This window comes from Oryzobacter faecalis, from assembly GCF_046764005.1.
Classification (GTDB): domain Bacteria; phylum Actinomycetota; class Actinomycetes; order Actinomycetales; family Dermatophilaceae; genus Oryzobacter; species Oryzobacter faecalis.
Genome location: NZ_JBKOFW010000003.1, coordinates 393,679 through 419,722, shown reverse-complemented (window position 1 = coordinate 419,722; position 26,044 = coordinate 393,679). Strand labels below are relative to the sequence as shown.

Below are 26,044 nucleotides of genomic sequence, written 5' to 3'. Positions count from 1 at the left end.
CGCCCGGGTGGGTGCACCGGTCAAGGCTAACGGCTCGACCGCCCGGCCCGCTCCCGGGTTCGGTGGGTCGGGCGACCCGGGGACACCGGTGCCCGAAAAGGCGTCGAGGGGTGTCGGTGCGGCGTGGGACGGTGGGAGGCGTGCCGGAGCCCACCGACGACCTCACCGCGACCGCCCCGCCCCTCGACGAGGGGCGCGGCCACCGGCTGACCCTGCGGGGGTTCTGGGGGGCCCTGCCCACCTCCGGCCGCTGGCTGCTGTCGACCACGGCGATCTCCACGCTCGGACGCGGCATGACCCTGCCCTTCACGATCATCTACCTCCACGAGGTGCGCGGGGTCTCCCTCGACGTCGCCGGCCTCCTCATGGGGCTCATCGCGGGCGTGGCCCTGCTCGTCACCGCACCGATGGGCGTCCTCGTCGACCGGCTGGGGGCCCGGCGGGTCGTCATCGCCGGCAACCTCTCGCACGCGGTCGGGGCCACGGTCCTCGCCTTCGCGACCTCGCTGCCGCAGTTCGTCCTCGCGTTCGTCCTCATCGGCGTCAGCTTCGGCATCGGGTGGCCGGCGTTCAACGCGATGATCGCGACGATCGTCGAGGGTCGGCTGCGCACCCAGTACTTCGGCATCAGCTTCGCGCTGGTCAACCTCGGGATCGGCCTGGGCGGCGTCGTCAGCGGCTTCCTCACCGACGTCTCGCGCCCGGTGACCTTCACGGCGATCTTCCTCGCCGACGCGGTGTGCCTCCTCGTCCCGGTGGGTCTGCTGCTCGGGCCGCTGCGCGCCGTCGCCGGCCGCCCCGAGCACGCCGGGGGCGTCGCGAGCGTCGGCGGCGGCTACCTCACGATCCTCCGCAACCCGGCCGTGCTCTGGATCACCCTGCTGACGTTCCTCTCCAGCTTCGTCGGCTACGGCCAGATGGAGGCCGGCTTCCCCGCGTTCGCCCGGCAGGTCAGCGAGGTGTCCACCCGCACGATCGGGTTCGCCTTCGCGGCCAACACCGCCGTCATCGTCGGGCTGCAGTTCCTCGTCCTGCGACGCATCGACGGCAAGCGGCGCACCCGGGTCTTCCTCGGGCTCGTCGCGATGTGGGTGCTCGCCTGGTCCCTGCTCGGCGCGACCGGGCTCGTGGCCGGCACGCTCGCGGCCGCGGCCGGTGTCATCGTCTTCCACGTGCTCTTCGGCCTCGGCGAGACGATGCTCCAGCCCACGGTGCCCGCCATCGTCAACGACCTCGCCAGCGACCGCGACCGTGGCCGGTTCAACGCCGTGTCGTCGGGGGCGTTCCAGCTCGGCGCGATCACCGCGCCCGTCATCGCCGGGTGGATGCTCGACCGCCGGCTCGGCACGGCGTTCATCGCCGTGCTCATCGCCTGCCTGGGCGTGGTCGCCGTGCTCGCGCTCGCCCTCGAGCGCCGGATCAGCCCCGACGTCAACGGCGTCGTCGGCTGACGGCCGGGAGGGAACAGGGGGAGGGGCGAGGGAACGGAGGGCGGCGGGGCCCCGGTCCCTGAGCTCCGAGACCCCGCCGACCGGTGACGGGTGCGGTGGCGGCACCCGTCATGATCAGGAGACGACGGCGAGCCGCGTCACCTTCATGCCCTCCTTGACCGCAACCACCCGAACCTGGGCACCGGTCACGAGCCGAGCCGCCACCCGTGGGGTGACGACCGAGTCGTCGAGACTGTAGGTGGCCTCGAAGCCGTCGGACGAGCGAAGCGTCAGGGATCGGCCGGAGGTATAGGTCCTGACCTCCCCCGTTTGGACGACCATGACGGTGGGCTCCCCGTTCGCCGTCGTCGTGAACTCCCCGTGGAGGACGCCGCCGCCGAGCCCCGCCGCCCCACGGCCCGGTCCCATGCCCCCACGCATCCCCGTGCCGTCGCCGTTCCTGGAGCCGGGGATGCCGGGGCCGACCTCGTCCTGCCCGCGCCCCGGGCCCTTCTCGCCCTGCCCGAGCCTGCGCTGCTGCCCGGGGACGTCCATCCAGCCGCGGTCGGAGCGCTCCTGGGTCAGCGCGACCCGGTCGTGGCGCCCCCAGTCGGCGACACGGCCGACGACGGCTCCGAGGAGGGCCGCACCGACGAGGACGACGACGGCGCCGAGGACGCCGGCCGTCACGAGCGCGGCCCTGCCGCCGCCGGTGGAGGTCGCCTGACCCCACCACCCGCGGGGGCCACGGGGCGGGCCGCCGGCCGCTGCGGCGGCCGCTGCGGCGGCGGCCGCGGGCTGCGGGGGCAGCGGCGCCGTGGGCGGGTCCTGACGTGCGGCCTCGGTGGTCGCCGCGACCTGCTCGGACGCAGGGTCCGGCGCGTCCGCGGCCTGCTGGGGCAGGACCGTCGTGTCCTCCGACGGGGCGCCGGCATCGGGCTCGTGGCCCGGGGAAGGCGGGATGTTGCTCATGCCCACATGATCCGCCGGCAGCAACCCCACGTCACCGGCCGCGCCCGGACTCACACCGAACTCACACCGTGCGGTCAGGAACCGGGCGGGGGGCCCTGTCCGGCGCTCTCGGCACCTCGGACCTCCGACCCGCTCGCCTCCCCCGTCCCTCCCCGCGGACGTGGGTGAAGATCGTCGCCGGGCCGACGATCTTCACCCACGTTCGCGGGCGAGCGGAGCCGGCCGGTCGCCCTCTCAGCCGCCGGTGAGGGCGCGCACGACCCGCGAGGGCGACGGCCGGCCGAGGTGGCCCGCCATCCAGGCGCTCGTGTCGACGAGCGCGTCGAGGTCGACCCCCGTCGAGACGCCGGCGCCGTCGAGGGCCCACACGAGGTCCTCCGTGGCGAGGTTGCCCGTGGCGCTCTTCGCATAGGGACACCCGCCCAGGCCCCCGGTCGAGGCGTCGACGACGGTGACACCGTCACGCAGCGCCGCGACGGTGTTCGCCAGCGCCTGCCCGTACGTGTCGTGGAAGTGCACTCCGACCCGGTCCACGCCGATCCCCGCAGCGTCGAGAGCAGCGAGGAGCCGGTGGACGTGACCCGTTGTCCCGACACCGATCGTGTCGCCGATGGAGAGCTGGTCGCAGCCGAGGTCCATGAGGCGCCGGCAGACGTCGACCACCTGCCCCACCGGCACCGGACCCTCCCACGGGTCCCCGAAGCACATCGACACGTAGGCCCGCACCCACAGGCCGGCGTCGCGCGAGCGCTCGACGACCGGGCGGAACATCGTCACCGACTCCTCGACCGACCGGTTGAGGTTCTTGCGGGCGAAGGTCTCGGTGGCGCTGCCGAAGATCGCGACGGCCCCCACCCCGGCCGCGAGCGCCCGGTCGAGGCCGCGCTCGTTGGGGACGAGGACGGGTCGGCGCGGCCCCCGACCCTCGTCGCCGAGCAGACCGAGCAGCTCCTCGGCGTCGGCCAGCTGCGGCACCCACCGCGGGTCGACGAAGGACGTCGTCTCCACCGTGGACAGCCCCGCGGCCGCGAGGCGCCGGACGAACTCGGCCTTGACCTCGGCCGGGACGACTGCCGACTCGTTCTGCAGGCCGTCGCGCGGGCCCACCTCGTAGATCGTCACCGACGAGGGGAGGGTGGGGTCGGGCTCGACCTGCGGCAGCGGGAGTCTCACCCCCCGATCCTGACACGCGGCGGGATCGGCCGGTCGCCAGCGGGGGCCGCGCCCCGGGGGCTACCCTCGTCGCGGCGGGCCACCCGGAGCCGCCGGGGGACGGAGCACCACGGAGGACGAGCGCCGGATGAGCGACACGCAGGACCCGCGCGACGAGCAGCGCGACGACCCCACGGCACCGCCCTCGGCCACGCCGCCGCCGTGGACCCCGCCGACGGACACCCCGCCGCCCACCTACGGCGCCCCGCCCACCTACGGCTCGACCCCACCCGTCCCCCCGGCCCCGCCCGCGTACGGAGCTGCGCCCGCCTACGGCGCCCCGCCCGCCTACGGCGCCCCGCCCGCCTACGGCGCCCCGCCCGCCTACACCGCCCCGCCCGCCTACACCGCCGACCAGTCGGTCTACGCCCAGTCGGCGCCCTACGGTGCACCGCCCCCCTCGAACGGCAGCGCGATGGCGCTGACGATCATCTCGGCGGTGTCCGTCGCCTTCTGCGGCGGCCTCCTCGTCATCCCGGCCCTCATCTTCGGGATCATCGGACTGACCAAGCAGTCGACCGACCCGAGCGAGTCGCAGCGGATGACGCGGATGGGCTGGTGGGCGTACGGCATCGGGGTCGTCGTCTCGGTCGTCCTCGTCGTCGGCTTCATCATGTTCTTCGTCGTCGCGGCAGGGTCGGCGGCGACCGGGGGCTACGACGGGTACTGACCCGCCACGCCGGGCACCCAGTCCCCAGCCGACGTCCAGCGGACTCACAGGAACGGCGCCGACACTGGACGGGTGAGCATCCCCACGACCCCCGAGGCGAAGCTGCTCGTCGTCGAGGACGAGCCGAACATCCGCGAGCTCCTCGCGACATCGCTGCGCTACGCCGGGTTCGACGTCGCGACGGCGGCCAACGGCACCGAGGCGCTCAAGGTCGCCGGCGACCACCAGCCCGACCTCTGCGTCCTCGACGTCATGCTCCCCGACATGGACGGCTTCACCGTGACCCGCCGCCTTCGTGAGCAGGGCCGCCAGCTCCCCATCGTCTTCGTCACCGCACGCGACTCCGTCGACGACAAGATCAAGGGCCTCACGGTCGGCGGCGACGACTACGTCACCAAGCCGTTCAGCCTCGAGGAGGTCGTCGCGCGCATCCGCGCCGTGCTCCGCCGCACCCGCGGCGAGACCGACGACGACCGCCCGGTCCTCACCTTCGCGGACCTCGAGCTCGACGAGGACTCGCACGAGGTCCGCCGGGCCGGCCGCGTCATCGAGACCAGCCCCACGGAGTTCAAGCTGCTCCGCTACCTCATGCTCAACCCCAACCGCGTGCTCTCCAAGGCGCAGATCCTCGACCACGTGTGGGACTACGACTTCCGCGGCGAGAGCGGGATCGTCGAGTCCTACATCTCCTACCTGCGCCGCAAGATCGACACCGAGGGCCTGCCTGCGCTCATCCACACCAAGCGCGGGGTCGGGTACGTCCTTCGCCTCCCCCCGCAGGGCTGATGACCGAGGCCCCCACGACGACCCCGTCGACCCCCTCCACGCAGGCCGCCCCCCGAGCCGGCTCCGCACCGAGGGTGCCGCTCGCCCGGGTCGTCCGTCGCCTCGAGGCCGTGCCGCTGCGACGGCGGCTCGTCGCCATCGTCGCGACCCTCGTCGGTGCGGCGCTCCTCCTCACCAGCGTCGCGACGGCCCTGCTCACCCGCAACGACCTCATGGACCGCGTCGACGCCGAGCTGGCCTCGGTCGTCAAGCCCGTCGCCGACCAGGCCTTCGACGACCTGCGCGGCCGAGGCTCCTCGCTGCCGTCGAGCTACGCGTTCGTGCTGCAGAGCCCCGCCTTCGACGTCTACCGACCCCCGACCGGCGCGAGGTCGAAGCCCGTCCTGCCCGAGCTGTCGACCACCGACGAGCGGGTGCGCACCGGGGAGCCGTTCACCGTCCGCTCCGAGCGCGGCGGCACGCGCTGGCGCTTCGTCGCCGGCCGCGTCGCCGGGCAGGACGCCACCTTCGCCGTGGGGGTCCCGCTCGACACCGTCACCCACACCGTGACCCGGCTCCTCCTCCTCGCTGCCCTCATCGGCACCGGCGTCCTCCTCCTCTCGGTGGTCCTCGCCCGTTACGCCGTGCGGCGCGCGTTCCGCCCGCTCAGCCGCATCGAGGACACCGCCGCCGCCATCGCCGGGGGCGACCTCACCCAGCGCGTCCCCGAGCGGCACGCCGACGACGAGGTCGCCTCGCTCACCCGCAGCCTCAACACCATGCTGGCGCGGGTCGAGTCCTCGTTCGCGGTCCGCGAGGCCAGCGAGGAGCGGATGCGGCAGTTCGTCGCCGACGCCTCGCACGAGCTGCGCACCCCCCTCGCCACGGTCCGCGGGTACGCCGAGCTCTACCGCCAGGGGGCCGTGCGCGAACCCGAGGCCGTCGCAGGAGCGATGGAACGGATCGAGGCCGAGTCGGGCCGGATGAGCGGGCTCGTCGAGGACCTGCTGACCCTCGCCCGCATCGACGACGCCCCCGAGGTCGATTCCGGACCCGTCGACATCACCGTCCTCGCCGCGGACGCCGTCGCCGACGCCCGGGTCCGCGCACCGGAGCGGCGGATCCAGCTGCTCGGGCTCGAGGGGCCCGTGGGCCCGACCGTGGTGCGTGGCGTCGAGCCGCGGCTGCGGCAGGTCGTGACGAACCTCGTCGCGAACGCCCTGCGCCACACCCCGGACGGCACCCCCGTGGAGGTCGCCGTCGGCACCGACCACGGCGAGATCGCCCTCGAGGTCCGCGACCACGGCCCCGGCGTGCCACACGACGTCGCGACGAAGGTGTTCGAGCGCTTCTACCGCGCCGACCCCTCCCGGGCCCGGACCCAGGGTGGAGGCAGTGGGCTCGGCCTCGCGATCGTCGCCGCCATCGTCGCCCAGCACCACGGCCGGGTCGGCGTGGCGAGGACCCCCGGAGGCGGTGCGACCTTCGTCGTCCGACTTCCACAGCCCTCTCCCAGCCGCTGACCAGCGACTGCCCACTTCGGCGGACTTGACTGGCGTTCAGCCAGATTCACCACCGAAGGAGTCTCACGATGAGCGACTCGACCCCCACACCGCAGTGGTTCTCCCCCCGCGGCGGGACCGCCACTGACCCCGGACCGGCCACGGCGACCGGTGCGGCCCCGACCGCGCCGACCCCCACCCACCCGTCCTCGACGACGACCCCCTTGCCCCCGACGGGCCACGGGCCGACCCCGCCACAGGGTCCGCTCGGCCCGTCGGGACCGGGCGGGGCGCAGGGCCACCCCTCCCCGCACCCCGGACGGCGCCGCGCGGCCGAGCTCACGTCCGTCGCGGTGCTCGCCGCCCTCCTCGCCTCCGGCGGCACCGTGGCCGCGACCCGGCTCCTCCCCGAGACGTCGTCGACCCCCTCCACGACGTCCGGGACGCAGCTGGGCCGCGGCGCGGACGCCGCGCCCGTCACCCAGGCGGACGCCTCGGCCCCCGACTGGACCGCCACGGCGGCCGCCGTGACCCCGAGCGTCGTGAGCATCACCGCGACGGGCCGGGGCGGCGGAGGCGAGGGGTCGGGCGTCGTCATCGACCGCAGCGGCCACGTCCTCACGAACAACCACGTCGTGTCCGGGGCGCAGCAGCTCACGGTGACGCTCTCGGACGGGCGGACGTTCGCGGCGACCGTGCAGGGCACCGACCCCTCGACGGACCTCGCCGTCATCACCATCACCGGCGCGCCCGACGATCTCACGCCCGTCGCCATCGGCGACTCCGACCAGCTCGAGGTCGGCGACCCCGTCATGGCGGTCGGCAACCCGCTCGGGCTCTCGGGGACGGTGACCACGGGCATCGTCAGCGCCCTCAACCGGCCCGTGACGACGCAGGGCGAGTCCGAGGGGCAGAACCCGTTCCAGCAGGGCCAGGCCGAGCCGGTCGTCACGAACGCCATCCAGACGTCGGCGGCGATCAACCCGGGCAACAGCGGCGGCGCCCTCGTCAACGCCGGCGGCCAGCTGGTCGGCATCAACAGCTCGATCGCCTCGCTCGGTTCGTCGTCGGGCCAGTCCGGCAACATCGGCATCGGCTTCGCCATCCCGGTCAACGAGGCGACGTCCATCGCGAAGCAGCTCATCGAGTCCGGCACCGCGACGCACGCCTATCTCGGCGTCACCCCGCAGGACGGCTCGGCGAGCGACGGCTCCGGCTCGGTCGCCGGCGCCGAGGTCACCGCGATCGGTGACGGCACCCCCGCGGCGCGGGCAGGGCTGCGGGTCGGTGACGTCATCACGAAGGTCGACGGCGAGCGCGTCGAGTCGGCCCTCTCCCTCGTCGGCCACGTCCGCGAGCGCAGCGCCGGGTCGACGGTCACCCTCACCGTCCTGCGCGACGGCCGCAGCATCGAGCTCACGGCGACCCTCGTCGCCAAGCCGGCGGCCACCAGCGGCGGGAACGGGGACGAGGGCGGCAACGGCTGACCGCCGCGACCGCCGCGACCGCCGCGGCAGGACGACGGAGGCGCCCGGGCCCGCACGATGAGTGCGCGTGCTCAGGCGCCTCCGCCGCGTCCGCGCGCATCGTGGCGGCATGAGCCAGCGCGCCACCGTCCACCAGCTCGAGGCCGACTTCGCCGACGCGATGCAGCGCCTCTACTCCGTCGGCAACGCCCTGGCGCGCCTGCGCGTCGAGCTCGACGCCGAGGCTGCCCGACCCGCGGCACCGGCCGCCCCCCCGGCGCCGCCCGCTCCCCGGGCGCCGGCCCCCCAGGCGCCGGTCCCTCCCCCGGTGGCCACGCCTCCCACGCCGGTGACTCCCCGCCCCATGGCACCCGTTGCACCGTCCCTGCCCTGGTACCGCCGCGAGGGCCGGGTCACGGCCTTCCTCGCGATCGCCGGTGCCGTCATCACGATGGCCGGCGTCGCCATGCTGCTCGTCCTCGCCGTCCAGCAGGGCTGGTTCGGGCCCGAGGCGCGCGTCGCGGCCGGAGCGGTCCTCGCCGCGGTCCTCGTCGGGCTGGGCGTCCGCAGCGGCGCGGCCGACCTGCGCGAGGGGCGCGAGGGCGCCCGGGTCGGCAGCGCCCCCGTCGCGCTCGTCGCGACCGGTGTCGCCGCCGCCTACCTCGACGTCGTCGCGATGACGAGCGGCTACGGCTGGGTGCCGCCCGGCCCCGGACTGGTCCTCGCCGGCGTGCTCGCCCTCGGGGGCCTGCACCTGGCCCGCCGTTGGGACAGCGAGCTGCTCGCCGTCCTCACCGTGGCCGGTGCCGCGGCCCTCGCCCCCTTCGTCGCGCAGGACTTCTCCTGGGTGGTCTCGGCCTTCCTCGCCGTCCTCTGCCTCGTCGCCTGGTGGGCCGGGGGCAGCACCACCCGGCCCGTCCTCACCCTGGTCCGGGTGCTCCCGGTGACCCTCTCGCTGCTCGCCGGCGCCGTCCTCGCGGCTCCCGACAGCACCGACGCACAGGGGCACCTCGCCGTCGGCGCCGTCGTCCTCCTGGGCACCCTCCTCACCTCGGCCGTCTCGGTGCGCCGCGACGCCACCGACGCCACGTCATCGGCGGCGCTCGGCCTCACGGGTGCGGGCCTGTTCGCGGTGGCCGCCCCGATGTCCGAGCCGACCCGGACCCTGACCCTCGCCGGTGCCGCCGCCGTCCTCCTCCTCGCCGCCACCGCGCTCTCGCGCCGACCCCTCGGGCCGGTCGCCGCCCACCTCGTCGCGACGAGCGGTGCCGCCGGGACGCTGGCCGCGGTGCTCGCGGTCGTCTCCGGTGCGCCCGAGCGGTTCGTGACGACCGGCCTGCTCGCCCTCGCCCTCGGCCACCTCGCCGTCGCCGGCGTCACCCGGGCCCACACCACCCTCTGGCTTGCGGTGGGGGCCACCACGGTCGCCCTCCTCGCCTGGCTCCAGCACCCGTTCGCCGTCGTGTCCTCGTGGACCGCGACCGACCACGACCTCGTCGCGGCTTTCCTCGACAGCGTCCTCGCGGGAGCACTCGTGGCGGTGGGCGTCTGGGCCGTCTCGACGCAGCGCGGCGTCGGCCTCGGCCTGCGGCAGCTGACGACCGCCGTCGCCTGGGTGACCGGGCTGGCCGCGTCGGCCACCGCCGTCGTCGCGCTGGCGACGCTCGTCGGTGAGCAGTCGGGGCGCCCGGTCCTCGGCTTCACCGTCGGGCACGCCGTCGCGACCGTGACGTGGATGCTCGCGGCGGCCTGGCTCCTCCTGCGCGGTCTCGACCGGGCGGTCGACTCCGACCTCGTGCTGCGCAGCGGGCTCGTCCTGTCCGGGGTCAGCATCGCCAAGCTCTTCGTGTACGACCTCGCGGCGCTGAGCGGCATCGTCCGCTCGGTGGCCTTCATCGCCACGGGCCTCGTCCTGCTCGCCACCGGCACGCGCTACGCCCGCGCGTACGAACACCGTCGTCGCACCGCGTGACGGGCGGGCCGCGCTCTGCCACAGTGTCCGGATGGACGCGCTGAGGGGGCGGTGGCGGGCAGACTGTGCCCCGGTGTCACGGGTCGGGTCGGACCAGGTCGACGAGGTGGGGGCCCGGCTGCTGCGCCGCTGGCGCGAACCGCACCGGTACTACCACGACGTCACGCACCTCGCGGAGGTGCTCGCCGCCGTCGACACGCTGTGCACCGCCGAGGACGTCGGCCGCGACGACCACACGGTCGCGGTCCTCGCGGCCTGGTTCCACGACGCGGTGTACTCGGCCGAGCAGCACGAGACGAACGAGGCGGAGTCGGCGGCGCTGGCCGACGCCGAGCTGGCACGTCTCCACGTTCGTGGCGAGATCCGTTCTCGCGTGGGCGAGCTCGTCCTCGACACCGTCGCGCACGACCTCTCCGACGAGCAGGCCCGGGACGCCGCACGCACCGTCCTCCACGACGCCGACCTGTGGATCCTGGCCGCCCCGGTGGCGCGGTTCGACGAGTACTGCGCCCAGGTCCGCGAGGAGTATGCACACGTACCGGTCGTCGCCTACGCGAAGGGGCGAGGCGAGGTCCTCCGGCCGTTCCTCGTGCGCGACCACGTGTACCGCACCCGGCACGCCCGCGAGGCCTGGGAGGGGATGGCGCGGGAGAACCTCGCCCGCGAGCTCACCCGCCTCGCGGGCTGAGCGTCGCGACCGCGAGCGGCCACCAGAACTGGTCCGCGCAGAGGACGGCGAGCTCGTCCCAGGTGACCCACCGCCGGTCCGAGGTGTCGCCCAGCTCGGCGGCGAGCGGGGGCCGGCGGCCCGGGACGTCGACGGTGAAGACCTGGAGGAGGTCGCAGCCCTCGCGCCACAGCCCACCGGAGGACCGCCGCCGGAACCGCTCGTAGCCCAGGGGCAGGAGCGCGTGGGGGTCGACCACGAGCCCGGTCTCCTCGCGCACCTCGCGAGCGGCGTTCTCGCGCACCGACTCCGCCCCCTCGCGCCAGCCGCCGGGGGCACCCCACTCGTCGCGGCGGATCGAGTGGACGACGGCGAAGTCGCCGGCGGCGTCGCGGACGAACGCCATCGCCGCGAACACCCGCGCCGGGTCGGCCTCCCGGGACGAGCGGATGAGGTCGACGTCGGCGCTCGTGCCGTCGGGGAAGCCGACCGCGAGCACGCGGGCGACCCCCTTGTCGCCGCGCCGCTTCTGCATCCGCAGCCCGCTGGCCTGGAGCGCGCGGACGAGCTCGCGCGCGGGGGTGGGCCGGGCGCCCGCGGCGACGACCGCGTCGTACCGCTCCTCGGGGACGTCGTAGTGGTCACCCTCGAACCCCCGGGCCGGGATGCCGAGCGCCTGCGCGAACGCGTGCAGCTCGCCCAGGTCGGAGTCGCTGACGAGGTGCGACCACCGCCGGCCGTGGGCCTCCGCGCGCGGCGGGTCGATGAGGATGGCCACGCCCCGATCGTAGGCGGGCGGTCCGTCGGCGCCCCGCGTAGCGTCGGGGCCGTGGTCCTCCAGCTCTCTCGGCGGGACGCCCGGCGCCTCGCGGTCCGTGCCCAGCTCCTCACCGCGCCCCGCCCCACCGACGTCCTCGACGTCGTCCGGCGGCTCACCGTCGTGCAGGTCGACATGACCGCGCACGTGGCCCCGAGCGCCGACCTCGTCCTCTGGTCCCGGATCGGGCCGTCGTACGACCCCGACGAGCTCGACCGGCTCTTCGAGGAGCGCCGGGTCGTCGAGCTCGAGGGTCTGTTCCGGCCGGGTGAGGACGTCGCGCTGTTCCGCGCCGCGTGGGCCGCGTGGCCCGGGCCGCCGCCGCTCAAGGAGTGGATGGAGGACGTCGCCGACTGGCTCGACGCCAACCGCGCGTGCCGCGACGACGTCATCGCCCTGCTGCGCTCCGACGGGCCGCTGCCGACCCGCGACCTCCCGGACACCTGCGTCGTGCCGTGGCGGTCCAGCGGGTGGAACGACGACCGCAACGTCCGGATGCTCGTGGGGCTGCTCGAGGCGAAGGGCGAGGTGGCCGTGGCGGCGCGGGAGGGCAAGGACCGGCTGTGGGACCTCGCCGAGCGGGTCCACCCGGAGACCGCCACGGTCCCCGTCGAGGAGGCGGACGCCGAACGGCGGCGTCGGCGGCTGCGCGCCCTCGGGATCGCCCGGGCCAGGGCGGCTCAGCACCCCCTCGAGCCGAACGACGTGGGTGAGGTGGGCGAGGAGGCGGTCGTCGAGGGGGTGAGCGGGCGGTGGCGCGTCGACCCCGAGCTGCTCGACGAGCCCTTCCGCGGGCGCACCGCCCTGCTCTCGCCGCTCGACCGGCTCGTGGCCGACCGCAAGCGGGTCGCGGAGGTCTTCGAGTTCGACTACCTGCTCGAGATGTACAAGCCACGGGCCGCCCGCCGGTGGGGCTACTGGGCGCTGCCCGTCCTCCACGGCGACCGGCTCGTCGGCAAGGTCGACGCGACGGCCGACCGCGAGCGCGAGGTGCTGCGCGTCGACGCCGTGCACTGGGACCACGAGACGCCGGCCGCGGCCGAGGGTGTCGAGCGCGAGCTGCGGTCGCTGGCCCGGTGGCTCGCGCTCGGGCTGGTCCGCTCCGGCTGAGGCCTGTGGACAACTCGCCGGGCCCGTCGGACCACGCGCCTAGGGTCGACGGGAGAGGGGCGCGCGACCGCGGTGCCCCACGACGAGGGGGTCCTCGATGGCAGCTCAGTTCCAGGTCGACACCGACCGCATCGCGGCGGCGGCGGGCGACGTCGCCCGCATCTCCGCCGAGATCGAGGGGCAGGTGGCGGTGATGATGGCGCGGCTCACCGGTCTCCAGGACGCGTGGACGGGGTCGGCGTCGGCCCAGTTCCAAGGGGTCGTCGGGCAGTGGCGCGGCACGCAGCAGCAGGTGCGGACCTCCCTCGACGCCATCGGTCAGGTCCTCGGCGTCGCCGGGGTCCAGTACGCCGAGGCCGAGGCCCAGGCGGTGCGGATGTTCACCTGACGCCGGGTCACTCCGTGGCGATCGCCCGCAGCACGTCGAGGCGGGCGGCGCGCCGCCCCGGCCACAGGGCGGCGAGCACGCCGACGAGCGCCGCGGCCGCGACGAAGAGGGCGAGCTGGCCGCCCGGGATCGCGAGGACGTCGATGCCGTCGTCCACGAGCGAGCGCTGGAGCGCCACGGCGAAGGCGAGGCCGAGGACGATGCCGAGCACCGCCCCGAGCACGGCGATCGCCACCGACTCCAGGCGGAGCATCGTCCTCAGCTGGCGACGGCTGAGGCCGACGGCGCGCAGCAGCCCGATCTCCCGCACGCGCTCGATGACGGAGAGGGCGAGGGTGTTGACGATCCCGAGGATGGCGATGACCACGGCGAGGCCGAGCAGGGCGTAGACGATGTAGAGCAGCTGGTCGATGGGCTCGCGCTGGGAGGCGGCGAACTCGGCCTGGTCGCTGACGCTCACCGTCGGCAGGTCCTCGACCGTGTCGGTCAGGGCGCGCTTGAGGGCCGGGCGGTCGGCGTCCGGCGCCGCGACGACGTAGAGCGTGCGGTCGGTCGGGGGTACCCCGAGGGCGTCGAAGCCGTCGAGCGACATCGTGACGTCCGAGGACAGGGCGGTGTCCTCGGTGTAGGTCGCCACGACGGTCCGTTCGTTCTCCTCCCCTGCGTACTCCACCGTCACGGTCGAGCCCACCGCGAGGCCGCGCTCGGCGGCGAGCTCGGTCGACAGTGCGACGGAGCGGGCGTCGAGGTCGGCGAGGGACCCGGTGACGACCTCGGGCCGCACGACCGTCACGACGGCGGCTGGGTCGACACCCGTGGCGAAGTCGCGCTCACCGTCGAGCTGGAGGAGGGCGGCGCGCACCCGGACCACCGCGGCGACCCCCGGCACCTGCTCGACGTCGCGCGCGACGGTGCCCGAGAACGGCTGCCCCACGGGGTTGGTGAGCACGTAGTCGGCGATGATGTCCTCGGCGAGGGACTTGTCCAGGCTCGCCTTCGCCGAGGCGCCGATGACCGCCATCATCGTGACGAGCGAGACGCCGATCATCAGCGCCGACGCCGTCGCGGCCGTACGGCGTGGGTTGCGACGGGCGTTCTGCTCGGCCATGAGGCCCACGGCCCCGAAGGAGCGCCGGTAGGCCCAGCCGAGCCCGGCGAGCACCGGGCGACCCAGCACCGGGCTGAGCATTGCCGTCCCCACCAGCACCCCGAACGCGCCGGCGCCGAGGACGTACGTCGGCTCCTCGCCGACCCCGGCCAGCCCGGCGGCCATCCCCGCGATCCCGGCGAGGAGGAGCACGGCACCGACGGCGAGCCTCCAGCGCAGGCCGCTCTCGGCGAGGGCGACGTCGTCCCGCATCGCGGCCACGGGGGGAACGCTGCCGGCGCGACGAGCCGGCAGGTACGCGGCCGCCACGGTGACCAGGACGCCGACGACGAGGCTGACGACCACGGTGCGCGGCTCGAGGACGAGCGGGTTCTCGCTGAGGTCGAGCCCGATCCGGCCGAACACCGCCTTGATCGCGTGCGCGAGGAGGATGCCGAGGCCGATGCCGACGCTCGAGCCGACGAGCCCGACGACCCCGGCCTCGAGGAGCACCGAGCGCGCGACCTGCCGGCGGCTCGCCCCGATGGCGCGGAGCAGGGCCAGCTCGCGGCTGCGCTGGGCGACGAGGATCGAGAAGGTGTTGACGATGAGGAAGGCACCCACCGTCAGGGCGATCCCGGCGAAGACGAGGAGGAAGGTCGTGACGAAGGAGAGCGCCTCGTCGATCCGGCTCGCGGCCCGTGCGGCCGTCGCGTCCCCGGTCGCGGCCTGGGTGTCCTCGGGCAGGGCGGCCTCGACCGCCGTCCTCAGCTGCTCCTGGGAGGTCCCCGGCGCCGCGGTCACCCACACCTGCGAGAACGCGTCCTCGCCCTGGAGGAACAGCTCCTGCGCCTGCTCGGTGGTGAACATGACGACGCTCGCGCCGACGAGCGTCGAGCCGCCGAAGGCCGCCGTACCGACGAGCCGCGCCTCGAGGCGCGGGGTCTCGGTCGCGGTGACGAGGGGGACGGTGTCGCCGACGAGGTAGCCGGTCTTCGAGGCCGTCGCCTCGTCGAGGACGATCTCGCCCGACGCCGCGGGCCAGCGCCCCCGTTCGAGGGTCGCCGACGGCACGCCGTTCGCGGCCGGGCCCTCCGACTGGTTCACGGCGATGCCGGGCGGACCGGACCCGCCGACGAGCTTGCCGTCCTTGCCGACGACGAAGGTGCCGAAGCTCGTGATCCGCCCGTCGGCGCGGGCCGCCCCCGGAACGGTGGCGAGGTCCTCGACGAGGGAGGCCGGGACGGTACGGACCCCCGTCGCCCCCGGGCCGAAGCCGCCCCCGCTGTCGCCGGACGTGCCCGGCCGCACGATGACGTCGCCGACCGCGCCGCTCGTCAGCCCGGTGAAGGCGCGGTCGAGGGTGTCGGTGAAGACGTAGGAGCCGGAGACGAAGGCGACGCCGAGGATGACGGCGAAGGCGCTGAGGAAGAGGCGCAGTTTGCGGGCGAGGAGGCTCCGCCAGGTGGCGCGCAGCACGGTCAGGCCCCGACGTGGGAGTCGAGCGCCGCCATGCGCTCGAGGACCCGCTCCGGCGTGGGGTCGCGCAGCTCGTCGACGACGTGCCCGTCGGCGAGGAAGACGACCCGGTCGGTCCAGCTCGCGGCGCCGGGGTCGTGGGTCACCATGACGACCGTCTGCCCGTGGGTGTCGACGACCCGGCGGAGGAAGCCGAGCACCTCGGCGCCGGAGGTGGAGTCGAGGTTGCCGGTGGGCTCGTCGGCGAAGACGATGTCGGGTCGGCCCACGAGCGCTCGGGCACAGGCGACGCGCTGCTGCTGGCCCCCCGACAGCTCGCTCGGGCGGTGGCCGAGCCGGTCGCGCAGGCCCACGGTGTCGACGACCTCGTCGAACCACGCCTGGTCCGGTGCCCGCCCGGCGATGGCCGCGGGGAGGGCGATGTTCTCCTCGGCGGTGAGCGTCGGCACGAGGTTGAAGGCCTGGAAGACGAAGCCGATGCGGTCGCGGCGCAGCTCGGTGAGGTGCTTCTCCTTGAGGGTCGTGAGGTCGACGTCGCCGAGCCACACGTGCCCCGCGGTCGCGTCATCGAGCCCGGCAGCGCAGTGCATCAGCGTCGACTTGCCCGAGCCCGACTTGCCCATGATCGCCGTGAACTCGCCGGCGTACAGGTCGAGGCTGACGTCGTCGAGGGCGACGACCCGCGTCTCCCCCGAGCCGTACACCTTCGTCAGGCCCTCGACGCGGGCGGCGGACACCTTCGCGCCGGTCGTCGTGGCGGTGGCGTTCGCGAGGGTCATCGGCGGGTCCTTCGGGGAGGGGCGTGAGCCCACGGGAGCGGAGGACCGTCGTGGTCCGACCGGGGCGGTCCGGCGTGCACCGCACCTGCCCCGCCAACGCTAGGCGACGCCCTCGGTGTTCCGCCCTCGTGGGTGACCCTGAACAGACCCCGAGCCGACCCCGGCGCGCGGACGCCCCTCGGGGGCCGGCGGGTCGATCCGTGCGGCGTACACCGTGCGCAGCCGCGGGCGGTCGACGTCGTCCTCGACGACCCCGGTGACCCACTCGAGCTCCAGGCCCCGGTCGGCGACGTGGACGAGCGAGATGTTGTTGTCGAACCACGGCCCGTGGGTGACCGCCCACCGGTACGCCGGGTCGGGCACTCGACGCGAGCGCGAGGCGATGGCCCGCATGGGGCGCACGAGGGAGCGGGCGAACAGCGACATGACGACGCGGACGCCGCGCGGCATCGGGTTGCGGATCGGGGAGCACACGGCCTGCACGATCCGCGAGCGCGCTCCGGCCCCGGCCGGGTCGGTGACCTCGGCCAGGTAGGAGTTGTGGACGTCGCCGGACAGGAACGTCACGGTGTCCGGCGCGGGGCCGCGCTCGCCGCGCGCCACGGAGACGACCATCTCGAAGACCTCGTCGAAGCCGTCGTTGAACGCGGCCCAGTGCTCGAGGTCGATGGTCCGGCGCAGCCGCTCGGCGGCGTGGGCCACCCGGCGGCCGTACGCGCCCTGCGCCATCGCCTCGTTCAGCGCCTCGAAGTCGTGCAGGCCCGGCGGCAGGAGGAAGGGCAGCGAGGTCCCGACGAGCAGGTGCCGGACCCCTCCGCGCAGGACGCCGTCGAGCCACGCCATCTCGACCTCGTCGAGCATCGAGCGCGAGTCGGGTCGCAGGTCGCGCGCGGCCCGGCTGTCGATGACGACGAGCGCCGAGTCACCGAGCGCGCGCGTGTAGCTCCACCGGTAGGTCGACGGCTCGGCGTCGGCGCGGTGCGCCAGGGCTTCGAGGGCGGCGGTGAGGTCGAGCTCGCCCGGCTCCTCGCCCGTCCGACGTCCTTCGTGGGCGGCCGCGTGTGCGGCGACGGCCCGCCACACCTCCTCCTCGGCGAGCTCGGCCGGAGAGAGGTTGCCGATGTGCTGGTGGACCCAGTAGGCGGCCAGGCCCGAGACGATCCGCTCCTGCCACCAGGTCGTCGCCCGGATGTCGCGGCGCCACGACCACGAGGTGTTCCAGTCGTCGCGGATGTCGTGGTCGTCGAACATCATCGCGCTCGGCACCGTCGACAGGACCCACCGGATGACGTCGTCGCTCCACGCGAGCCGGTACAGCTCGGCGTACTCGACGTAGTCCTTGATCTCCTCGCCCGGCGGCTCGTCGAGGCTGCGGCGGGCGCGCATGAACTCCTCGAGCTCGGGGTGCGGCGTCGTGTCGGCGTAGACCTGGTCGCCGAGGAGGAGCAGCAGGTCGGGCCACGCACGCGCCGGGTCGTCGCGCAGCGCGACCCCGAGGCTGCGCAGGGCGTCGACCCCGTGGGCCCGGTTGCCCTCCTCGTCGTGCGACCCCGTCGTGCGGCAGGTCCCGAACGCGAGGCGGACCGCTCGCGCGGGGTCGAGGGTGCGGATCCGGCTCGGCGGCATCCCCTCACGGGGCCAGACCGGCTCGCCGTCGAGGTCGACCGTGTAGGGGTCCTCGGACCCGGGGAGCAGCCCGTCGCAGACGACGAGCGCGTAGTGGGACCCGTGCACGCAGAACGTCGGGGCCGACCACGTCCGCCCGGCCCGCCCGACGGTGACCGTGGCCGCCTCCGCCGTCCGGACCCACACGGTGGCCGACGTCTCGTCGACGTACCGGAGGAGGGGCCCGAGGACGAGGGCGTCGTCGTGCGGGCGGGGTCCGGGGCTGCTCATCACCCCATCGTGCACCGCGCGGCTGCGTGGCGGCTGTGGGTGGTCACCCGGGTTGGACCCCGACCCGGCTACGGTGACCGCCATGCCCGACCCCCGGTCCGACGCCGACGAGCCCGACTCGCCCGACGAGACCACCGACCTCGACGGGCCCGCCGAGCCGGCCGAGGCGGAGGCGCCCCGCCTCGAGATCGCGGCCGTGGCCGTCCTCGTCGCGTCCGTCCTCCTCGCCGTCATCCCCGCGACGGAGCCCGTCGCGCCGGCCGGGTGGGTCGCGGGGATGGTCATGGTGCTGCTGTCGCGCCGCTGGGGCCCGGGCGACAAGGGGCTCTCGCTCCTCGCCTACGGGATCCTCGGCGTGCCGTTCGTCGTCCTCGGCCGCGACGAGCTGCGAGCCCCGGCGAGCATCGTCACCGGCATCGTCCTCGTGGCCCTGTGGGGCACCACGGCGGCCTGGCTGCTGCGCAGGGCGCGGTCGGGCCGGGTCGAGGGCCGCGGACTGCGCATGCGCTGACCCGCGCCCGCACACGGCACGAGGGCGGCCCCCCGGCTGGGGGGACCGCCCTCGTGTGCGTGCGTCGGGTGACGGGGCTCAGAAGCCCATGCCGCCCATGTCGTCGCCGCCGGGCATGGCCGGGGCGGCCTTCTCCGGCTTGTCGGCGATGACGGCCTCGGTCGTGAGGAACAGCGCCGCGATGGACGCCGCGTTCTGCAGCGCCGAGCGGGTGACCTTCGCCGGGTCGATGACACCGGCCGCGACGAGGTCGACGTACTCGCCGGTCGCGGCGTTGAGGCCCCAGCCCGACTCGAGGTTGCTGACCTTCTCCGCGACGACCCCGCCCTCGAGACCGGCGTTGACCGCGATCTGCTTGAGCGGCGCCTCGATGGCGACCTTGACGATGTTGGCGCCGGTCGCCTCGTCACCCTCGAGGGTGAGGTTGGCGAACGCCTTGGCGCCGGCCTGGATGAGGGCGACGCCACCACCGGCGACGATGCCCTCCTCGACGGCGGCCTTCGCGTTGCGGACGGCGTCCTCGATGCGGTGCTTGCGCTCCTTGAGCTCGACCTCGGTGGCCGCGCCCGCCTTGATGACGGCCACGCCGCCGGCGAGCTTGGCGAGGCGCTCCTGGAGCTTCTCGCGGTCGTAGTCGGAGTCCGACTTCTCGATCTCGGCGCGGATCTGGTTGACCCGACCCTGGATCTGGTCGTTGTCCCCGGCGCCCTCGACGACGGTCGTCTCGTCCTTGGTGACGACGACCTTGCGGGCACGGCCGAGCAGGTCGAGGTCGGCGGTGTCGAGCTTGAGCCCGACCTCCTCGGAGATGACCTGGCCACCGGTGAGGATGGCGATGTCGCCGAGCATGGCCTTGCGGCGGTCACCGAAGCCGGGCGCCTTGACGGCGACCGACTTGAAGGTGCCGCGGATCTTGTTGACCACGAGCGTCGACAGGGCCTCGCCCTCGACGTCCTCGGCGATGATGAGCAGCGGCTTGCCGGACTGCATGACCTTCTCGAGGAGGGGCAGCAGGTCCTTGATCGAGCCGATCTTGGAGTTCGCGATGAGGACGTAGGGGTCCTCGAGCACGGCCTCCATGCGCTCGGCGTCGGTGACGAAGTAGTGGCTGATGTAGCCCTTGTCGAAGCGCATGCCCTCGGTGAGCTCGAGCTCGAGGCCGAAGGTGTTGCTCTCCTCGACGGTGATGACGCCCTCCTTGCCGACCTTGTCCATGGCCTCGGCGATCATCTCGCCGATCTGGGGGTCAGCAGCGGAGATCGAGGCCGTGGCAGCGATCTGCTCCTTGGTCTCGACGTCCTTGGCGTTGGCGAGCAGCTCGTCGGAGACGGCCGCGACGGCCTTCTCGATGCCGCGCTTGAGCGCCATCGGGTTGGCGCCGGCCGCGACGTTGCGCAGGCCCTCCTTGACGAGCGCCTGGGCGAGGACGGTGGCGGTCGTCGTGCCGTCACCGGCGACGTCGTCGGTCTTCTTCGCGACCTCCTTGACGAGCTCGGCGCCGATCTTCTCGTACGGGTCGTCGAGCTCGATCTCCTTGGCGATCGAGACGCCGTCGTTCGTGATGGTGGGGGCGCCCCACTTCTTCTCGAGGACGACGTTGCGGCCCTTGGGGCCGAGGGTGACCTTGACGGCGTCGGCGAGGGTGTTCATGCCCCGCTCGAGACCGCGGCGAGCCTCCTCATCGAAAGCGATGATCTTGGCCATTCGGGTGGTTCCTCCCACGCGAGTCGAAGGTGGGACCGGTGGTGCCCGCGACGGACGGACCGGGAGCCGCGGCTCACGTCGCCGTGGCGTCCCGACCCTCACCGGACCGGTCAGGATTGTCACTCTCAAGGGGAGAGTGCTAACGCCATTATTGGCACTCTCGGGGGGAGAGTGCAAACGACCCGTCGCCGGTGGAACGGGCGCCGGCGCCCTTCAGCGCCCGCGGCGCCGGAGGACGACGCGCACCGCGTGGTCCGCGGCGAACCCGAGGGCGAGCGCGACGGTGATGCCGGCGGCGGCGCCCAGCAGGGGGTTGTCGTCGAGCCAGTGGCCGGCGAGCGCCCCCACGGAGACCGTCCACGCGGCCCACGACACCGCCGCGAGGGCGGCCAGGCCGACGAACCGGCGCGGGCCGAACCCACCGGCCCCGGCGGTGAGGTCGACGGCCACCCGCCCCACCGGCACGTACCTGGCCGCGAGGATGACGAGGCCGCCGCGCCGCTCCAGGATGTCCGCCGCGCGGTCGAGGGCGCGGCGCAGGCCCCGGCGCCGCACGCGGGCGAGGCGGGCGGTGCCGAAGCGCCGGCCGAGGAGGAAGACCGTCGTGTCACCGACGAACGCGCCCGTGGCCGCGGCGGCGGCGAGGAGGACGAGGTTCGGGCCCGAGGCCGCGACCGAGATCGCGGCGAGGGCCACGACGACCGTCTCGCTCGGGAGGGGCGGCAGGAGGGCGTCACCCGCGGCGAGGAGCGCCACGACGAGGAGGACCCACGGCGCGGCCGCGTGGGCCCGGACGAAGGCCTCCAGCGTCTCGACCACCGGACCTCCTGCGGGCGTGTCGGGTGTGGCCCCGGGTCAGAGGACGGGCTCGTGGCCCTCGAAGGTCGCCCGCATCGAGCCGTCGGCCTCGGAGGCCACGGGGTCCTCGAGGTCGGCGACGAACACCGCGACGGCCTCGCGGGCGGGGTTGCCCTCGAGCTCGGCGAGCACCTGGCGCCAGGCCGCGAGGTTCGGGTGGTCGACGGTCGTGCACGCCTCGGCCGGCTCGAGCGACTCGACGGCGGCGGCGAGCTCGGGGCGCGAGAGGGGCACCGTGGCGGTCGACCCGTCGTGCCGCAGCACCGTCGCGAGGACGACCGCGGGGAGCCCGTGCGTCCCGCCCGGGGCGTTGACGTGGGGGAACACCCACTCCGGTGACGACGAGGCCGGGCTGAGCGCGACCGCGTACGCCACCGGTGCCCGCCAGCCCTCGATCCGGGCCGCGAGGTGGTCCTTGATGGCCGCGAGGCCGGCGGGGGTGCTCCAGTCGAGGTCGGTCACCTCGGCATCCTCGCAGACCACTTCCGCCCCACCCACGCACGGAACAGGTGAACGGAGGGTGAACGACGGCCCTCGCCTTGGTGAAGTGCCGATGGCCGCGCAAGACTGCTGCCTCGTGGACGCAGCAACCATCACCCTCGTGCTCGTCATCGTGACGGCACTGGCCTTCGACTTCACGAACGGCTTTCACGACACCGGCAACGCGATGGCCACCTCCATCGCCACCGGTGCGCTGAAGCCCAAGGTGGCCGTCGCGCTGTCGGCGATCCTCAACCTCGTGGGCGCCTTCCTCTCCGTCGAGGTCGCCCTCACCGTGACCAACGCCGTCGTCAACCTCCAGGACAAGAGCGGGGCGCCCAAGGGCGAGCTGCTCGCGTCCGGCGGGCAGAACCTCCTCCTCATCGTCCTCGCCGGACTCGTCGGCGGCATCGTGTGGAACCTCTTCACGTGGCTGTACGGCCTGCCCTCGAGCTCCTCGCACGCCCTGCTCGGCGGGCTCGTCGGCTCGACGCTGGCCGGGCTCGGCATCAGCGGCGTGAAGTGGGTCGGGGACGGGACCAAGCTCGACGGCGTCGTCGGCAAGATCCTCCTGCCGGCCCTCATCTCGCCGGCCATCGCGATCGCGGTGGCGGCCGTGGGCACCTGGCTGGTCTTCAAGATCACCGAGGGGGTCACCGACCGCTGGCGTCAGAAGGGCTTCCGCTGGGGCCAGATCGGGTCGGCCTCCCTGGTCTCGCTCGCGCACGGCACGAACGACGCGCAGAAGACGATGGGTGTCATGACGCTCGCGCTCATCGCGGCGGGCCACTGGACCGACACGGGCAGCGTCCCCCTGTGGGTCAAGGTCACCGCCGCCGCGGCGATCGCCCTCGGCACCTGGCTCGGCGGGTGGCGGATCATCCGCACCCTCGGCAAGGGCCTCATCGAGATCTCGCCCGCGCAGGGCATGGCCGCCGAGTCCAGCTCGGCCGCGGTCATCCTCTCCTCGAGCCACCTCGGTTTCGCGCTCTCCACGACCCACGTCGCCACCGGCTCGATCCTCGGGTCCGGCGTCGGCCGGCCGGGCGCCCACGTCCGCTGGGGCGTCGCGGGCCGCATGGTCGCCGCGTGGGCCATCACCCTGCCGAGCGCCGGTCTCGTCGGCGCCCTCATGTACCTCGTCGGGAAGGGGCTCGGCGGCACGCTCGGCGCGATCGTCGTCTTCCTCGTCCTCGCCGCCCTGTCGACCTGGATGTGGATGCGCTCGCGCCACACCGCCGTCGGCGCCCACAACGTCAACGACGAGTGGGAGGGCCAGGGCAGCAGCACCTCGCCCGCGCCCACCCGCCCCCACGACCACGCCCACTGAGGAGACTCCCCGTGCACAACGTCACGTTCGCCCTGGAGGGCGCCCTCAAGGTGCTCCTCGCCGGCCTGGTCCTCGGCGCCGGGCTCCCTGCCGTGTTCGCGCTGGGCATCCGCAGCCTCGCCTACGGTGTCGGTGGTGACGCCGAGGTCGACCACGCACCGCCGCACCCGATCGGCCGGCTCCTCGCCGTGCTCTGCTTCGCGGTCGTCCTCGGCGGCGTCGCCCTCGGGATCACGATCGTCGTGGCCTCGGGCTTCGGCAAGGAGGTCGTCTTCGACCCGATCCTCCCCGTCATCGTCGACAAGGACTGACCGACCATGAAGCAGCTCAACGCCGCCGTCATCGAGTGGATCCGGACCGGGTACCCCACGGGGGTCCCGGACCGCGAGGCTCCCGCGCTCGGTGCCGTGCTCCAGCAGCGCCTCGGCGCCGAGGCGGCCCAGGACGTCCTGCGCCGCCTGCTCGCCGAGGGCATCATCTCCGCGAAGGCCGGCCGCGCCCTCATCCCCGACGACGAGCAGATCCGTCGGGTGTCGGCCAAGCTCGTCCTCGGCGGGTGGCCGCTCGGCGGGTCCGACGAGGAGGAGGACGAGGCGCCCCCGCGCGAGGGCAGCCCTCTGGCCCGGATCGTCAGCTGGCTGCGCGAGGGCTACCCGGGCGGCGTGCCCGAGCACGACTACCTCCCCCTGCTCGCCCTCCTCGAGCGCCGGCTCACCCGCAGCGAGGTGAAGAAGGTCGCCAAGGCGCTGCGCCGCGCCGACGTCAGCCCGGCCGGGCCCTCGGACATCGCGGCGGCGATCACCGAGTACACCCACGTCGACGCGAGCGAGAACGACCTGCGCCGCGTGCGCGACCAGCTCGCGAAGAAGGGCTGGCCCGTCGAGTTCCCCGACCCCGACCTGCCCTGACCCCGCCGTGCGGGCGCGCGTCGCCCCCACGTGCAGAGACGCCCGTCCGGCTTCCCTCACGGACGGGCGTCTCTGGTCTGTGGAGCCTGCGGGGCTAGGGCTCGATCCCGAGGCGGCGGGCGCTGCGAGCCCGCTGACGGCTGGCCCGCAGGCGGCGCAGGCGCTTGACGAGCATGGGGTCGTGCTCGAGGGCGGCCGGGAGGTCGATGAGGGCGTTGAGCACCTGGTAGTAGCGCGTGGAGCTCATGTCGAACAGCTCCTTGATCGCCGTCTCCTTCGAGCCGGCGTACTTCCACCACTGTCGCTCGAAGGCGATGATCTCGCGGTCTCGCTCGCTGAGTCCCGTCGACGGTGCGGCGGTGCTGAGCTGTTCGGAGGCGGCGCTCACTGGTTTGATCCTCGACCCTTCGTGGCTGGTGTCCCGGTGCGCCCACTGTACCCGCCGGAATGACACGGATGTCATTCGTCGGGGAGGTCCGCCGCGTGTCGGCTGGACATCCTGCGGACCCCCAGACTCACGAGTCACACCGGCCCCACCACCCCCATCCTCCTTGTCCCAACTTTCCCGCCTGATGCCGAAACCTTCGGTGGGACACCCCGAAGTTCGGGGTGTCCTTCGCCAGCTTCTGGCATCAGGCGGGAAAGTGGTGACTGGTGCTGGCCGGGGTGCCGTCAGGCCATGGTGTCGAGGATGGCCGCGATGTCGTCCGTGCTCGTCTCGGGGTTGACGATGGCGAAGCGCGCCAGCGTCTCCCCGTCGTGGGCCGTCGGGACGACGAACGCGAACTCGTCGGCGAGCATCCGGTCCGACCACGCCTGGTAGTCGGCGGGGGTCCACCCGAGGCGCCGGAAGACGATGACCGACAGGTCGCGCTCGCGGACCAGCTCGAGGTACGGCCGCCGCGTCACCTCCTCCTCGGCGAACCGGGCGACGTCGAGGGTGTGCTCGATCGCGGCGGTGTAGGCGTCCGTGCCGTTGACGACGAGCGAGAACCAGAACGGCAGACCGCGGGCCCGCCGGGTGAGGCCGACGGAGTAGTCGGTGGGGTTCCAGTCGGGGGCGTCGGTGAGCACGTCGAGGTAGCCCGCGCGCTGGGTGTGGGCCGCGCGCGCCAGGGCCGGCTCGCGGTAGAGCAACGCGCAGCAGTCGAACGGCGCGAAGAGCCACTTGTGCGGGTCGACGATGAAGGAGTCGCAGTGCTCGATGCCGGTGTACAGCTCGCGCACCGAGGGCGCGGCGAGGCCGGCGCCGCCGTACGCGCCGTCGACGTGGAACCAGATGCCGTGCTCGCGGCAGACCTCCGCGACCGAGGCGAGGTCGTCGACGATCCCGAAGTTCGTCGTGCCGCTCGTCGCGACGACGGCGAAGAACGTCTCGGGGCCGTGCTCCTCGAGGACGCGGCGCAGGTTCGGGCCCGTGAGCCGCCACCTCTCGTCGGCCTCGACGGGCACGAGCTCGGCGTCCATGACGTCGCACGCCGAGGCGATCGAGCTGTGCGCGCCCGCGGTGGCCGCGACCCGGAACGGCCGCACGCCCTCGGGGGCGCGGTGGCGCGCCGTGGCCCGCGCGGCGTGGAGGGCCGAGAGGTTCCCGATGGTGCCGCCGGGGACGAAGACGCCGCCCGCGCCCTCGGGCAGCCCGACGAGGTCGGCGACCCAGCGCAGCGCCTGGTTCTCCGCGTACACCGCGCCGGCGCCCTCCAGCCAGGACCCGGCGTAGATCGACGAGGCGCCGACGACGAGGTCGAACATCACCGACGCGTCGCTCGGCGCGCACGGGATGAATGAGAGGTAGCGCGGGTGGTCCGTCGACAGGCACGCGGGCGCGAGGTCCTCGGCGAACAGTCGCATCGCCTCGACCCCGCCGAGGCCCTCGGCGGTGATGGTCTGTCCGACCGCGCGCTCGAGCTCCTCGGGGGTGGCCGTGCGGTCGAGCGGCGCCTCCATGCGGACGCGCTCCTCGGCGTAGCCGACGACCGCGGCCGTCAGCGCCGAGAGCTCGGCGTGGGTGTTCTGCTGGTAGGTCTTCCCGTGCACGGCG

The 26,044-nt window shown here is 74.1% G+C and carries 24 protein-coding genes; 13 read left to right on the top strand and 11 right to left on the bottom strand.

Annotated elements, in window-relative coordinates; genetic code table 11:
* Nucleotides 1–140: 140 nt before the first annotated feature.
* Complete coding sequence (locus ACK8HX_RS08680) at nt 141–1,451, top strand: MFS transporter (RefSeq protein ID WP_411940283.1); 1,311 nt, start codon at nt 141–143, stop codon at nt 1,449–1,451.
* Between the two features lie 114 nt (nt 1,452–1,565).
* On the opposite strand, the gene ACK8HX_RS08675 is transcribed toward ACK8HX_RS08680, so the two are convergent.
* On the bottom strand, nt 1,566–2,402 hold the full coding sequence (locus ACK8HX_RS08675) for a hypothetical protein (protein WP_411940282.1): 837 nt from the start codon (nt 2,400–2,402) through the stop codon (nt 1,566–1,568).
* 234 nt (nt 2,403–2,636) lie between these two features.
* Complete coding sequence (locus ACK8HX_RS08670) at nt 2,637–3,575, bottom strand: hydroxymethylglutaryl-CoA lyase (RefSeq protein WP_411940281.1); 939 nt, start codon at nt 3,573–3,575, stop codon at nt 2,637–2,639.
* Nucleotides 3,576–3,702: 127 nt separating this feature from the next.
* On the opposite strand from ACK8HX_RS08670, the gene ACK8HX_RS08665 reads away from it, so the two are divergent.
* From ACK8HX_RS08665 to ACK8HX_RS08640, 6 genes are all read left to right on the top strand, one after another.
* Nucleotides 3,703–4,284: a hypothetical protein gene (locus ACK8HX_RS08665; protein WP_411940280.1), complete on the top strand. Its 582-nt coding sequence runs from the start codon at nt 3,703–3,705 to the stop codon at nt 4,282–4,284.
* Between the two features lie 78 nt (nt 4,285–4,362).
* Nucleotides 4,363–5,070 carry a response regulator transcription factor gene (locus ACK8HX_RS08660; RefSeq protein ID WP_411940339.1) on the top strand — a complete coding sequence of 236 codons (708 nt, stop codon included), beginning with the start codon at nt 4,363–4,365 and terminating at the stop codon, nt 5,068–5,070.
* Nucleotides 5,070–6,572, top strand: coding sequence for a sensor histidine kinase (locus ACK8HX_RS08655; RefSeq protein WP_411940279.1), 1,503 nt, complete (start codon nt 5,070–5,072; stop codon nt 6,570–6,572). The genes ACK8HX_RS08660 and ACK8HX_RS08655 overlap by 1 nt, the downstream gene beginning before the upstream one ends.
* 68 nt (nt 6,573–6,640) lie before the next feature.
* The gene (locus ACK8HX_RS08650; protein ID WP_411940278.1) at nt 6,641–8,038 is read left to right on the top strand and encodes a S1C family serine protease; all 1,398 of its coding nucleotides are present in this window, start codon (nt 6,641–6,643) and stop codon (nt 8,036–8,038) included.
* A 109-nt stretch (nt 8,039–8,147) separates the two neighbouring features.
* Nucleotides 8,148–9,989 (top strand): DUF2339 domain-containing protein, encoded by a 1,842-nt coding sequence (locus tag ACK8HX_RS08645; protein WP_411940277.1) that lies wholly within the window; start codon nt 8,148–8,150, stop codon nt 9,987–9,989.
* Nucleotides 9,990–10,062: 73 nt separating this feature from the next.
* Nucleotides 10,063–10,677 (top strand): HD domain-containing protein, encoded by a 615-nt coding sequence (locus tag ACK8HX_RS08640; RefSeq protein ID WP_411940276.1) that lies wholly within the window; start codon nt 10,063–10,065, stop codon nt 10,675–10,677.
* On the opposite strand, the gene ACK8HX_RS08635 is transcribed toward ACK8HX_RS08640, so the two are convergent.
* Nucleotides 10,658–11,434: a DUF4031 domain-containing protein gene (locus ACK8HX_RS08635; protein WP_411940275.1), complete on the bottom strand. Its 777-nt coding sequence runs from the start codon at nt 11,432–11,434 to the stop codon at nt 10,658–10,660. The genes ACK8HX_RS08640 and ACK8HX_RS08635 overlap by 20 nt on opposite strands.
* A 51-nt stretch (nt 11,435–11,485) precedes the next feature.
* Here ACK8HX_RS08635 and ACK8HX_RS08630 point away from each other — a divergent pair, with 51 nt between their 5' ends.
* Nucleotides 11,486–12,583: a DNA glycosylase AlkZ-like family protein gene (locus ACK8HX_RS08630; protein ID WP_411940274.1), complete on the top strand. Its 1,098-nt coding sequence runs from the start codon at nt 11,486–11,488 to the stop codon at nt 12,581–12,583.
* 97 nt (nt 12,584–12,680) lie between these two features.
* On the top strand, nt 12,681–12,971 hold the full coding sequence (locus ACK8HX_RS08625) for a WXG100 family type VII secretion target (protein ID WP_411940273.1): 291 nt from the start codon (nt 12,681–12,683) through the stop codon (nt 12,969–12,971).
* A gap of 7 nt (nt 12,972–12,978) precedes the next feature.
* Here ACK8HX_RS08625 and ACK8HX_RS08620 read toward each other — a convergent pair whose 3' ends face one another.
* From ACK8HX_RS08620 to ACK8HX_RS08610, 3 genes are all read right to left on the bottom strand, one after another.
* Nucleotides 12,979–15,537, bottom strand: coding sequence for an ABC transporter permease (locus tag ACK8HX_RS08620; protein ID WP_411940272.1), 2,559 nt, complete (start codon nt 15,535–15,537; stop codon nt 12,979–12,981).
* Nucleotides 15,538–15,539: 2 nt separating this feature from the next.
* On the bottom strand, nt 15,540–16,316 hold the full coding sequence (locus ACK8HX_RS08615; RefSeq protein WP_411940271.1) for an ABC transporter ATP-binding protein: 777 nt from the start codon (nt 16,314–16,316) through the stop codon (nt 15,540–15,542).
* A 99-nt stretch (nt 16,317–16,415) separates the two neighbouring features.
* A complete protein-coding gene (locus ACK8HX_RS08610) occupies nt 16,416–18,212 on the bottom strand; it encodes an alkaline phosphatase D family protein (RefSeq protein WP_411940270.1) in 1,797 nt (598 codons plus the stop codon).
* A gap of 82 nt (nt 18,213–18,294) precedes the next feature.
* Between ACK8HX_RS08610 and ACK8HX_RS08605 the strand changes: the two genes are divergently transcribed.
* Entirely contained in the window at nt 18,295–18,723 is a 429-nt protein-coding gene (locus ACK8HX_RS08605) for a hypothetical protein (RefSeq protein ID WP_411940269.1), read from the top strand.
* Nucleotides 18,724–18,801: 78 nt separating this feature from the next.
* Here ACK8HX_RS08605 and groL read toward each other — a convergent pair whose 3' ends face one another.
* The 3 genes from groL to ACK8HX_RS08590 form a co-directional block, all read right to left on the bottom strand.
* The gene (groL, locus tag ACK8HX_RS08600; RefSeq protein ID WP_411940268.1) at nt 18,802–20,427 is read right to left on the bottom strand and encodes a chaperonin GroEL; all 1,626 of its coding nucleotides are present in this window, start codon (nt 20,425–20,427) and stop codon (nt 18,802–18,804) included.
* A gap of 213 nt (nt 20,428–20,640) precedes the next feature.
* Nucleotides 20,641–21,246: a DedA family protein gene (locus ACK8HX_RS08595; RefSeq protein ID WP_411940267.1), complete on the bottom strand. Its 606-nt coding sequence runs from the start codon at nt 21,244–21,246 to the stop codon at nt 20,641–20,643.
* Between the two features lie 36 nt (nt 21,247–21,282).
* Nucleotides 21,283–21,747, bottom strand: coding sequence for a hypothetical protein (locus ACK8HX_RS08590; RefSeq protein WP_411940266.1), 465 nt, complete (start codon nt 21,745–21,747; stop codon nt 21,283–21,285).
* Nucleotides 21,748–21,862: 115 nt separating this feature from the next.
* Here ACK8HX_RS08590 and ACK8HX_RS08585 point away from each other — a divergent pair, with 115 nt between their 5' ends.
* The 3 genes from ACK8HX_RS08585 to ACK8HX_RS08575 are packed head-to-tail and all read left to right on the top strand — an operon-like array spanning nt 21,863 to nt 24,003.
* A complete protein-coding gene (locus ACK8HX_RS08585; RefSeq protein ID WP_411940265.1) occupies nt 21,863–23,095 on the top strand; it encodes an inorganic phosphate transporter in 1,233 nt (410 codons plus the stop codon).
* An 11-nt stretch (nt 23,096–23,106) separates the two neighbouring features.
* The gene (locus tag ACK8HX_RS08580; protein WP_411940264.1) at nt 23,107–23,406 is read left to right on the top strand and encodes a hypothetical protein; all 300 of its coding nucleotides are present in this window, start codon (nt 23,107–23,109) and stop codon (nt 23,404–23,406) included.
* Between the two features lie 6 nt (nt 23,407–23,412).
* Complete coding sequence (locus ACK8HX_RS08575; RefSeq protein ID WP_411940263.1) at nt 23,413–24,003, top strand: DUF3349 domain-containing protein; 591 nt, start codon at nt 23,413–23,415, stop codon at nt 24,001–24,003.
* Nucleotides 24,004–24,097: 94 nt separating this feature from the next.
* Here ACK8HX_RS08575 and ACK8HX_RS08570 read toward each other — a convergent pair whose 3' ends face one another.
* Complete coding sequence (locus ACK8HX_RS08570) at nt 24,098–24,391, bottom strand: DUF3263 domain-containing protein (protein ID WP_411940262.1); 294 nt, start codon at nt 24,389–24,391, stop codon at nt 24,098–24,100.
* Nucleotides 24,392–24,675: 284 nt separating this feature from the next.
* The gene (locus ACK8HX_RS08565) at nt 24,676–26,040 is read right to left on the bottom strand and encodes a pyridoxal phosphate-dependent decarboxylase family protein (RefSeq protein ID WP_411940261.1); all 1,365 of its coding nucleotides are present in this window, start codon (nt 26,038–26,040) and stop codon (nt 24,676–24,678) included.
* Between the last annotated feature and the right edge of the window lie 4 nt (nt 26,041–26,044).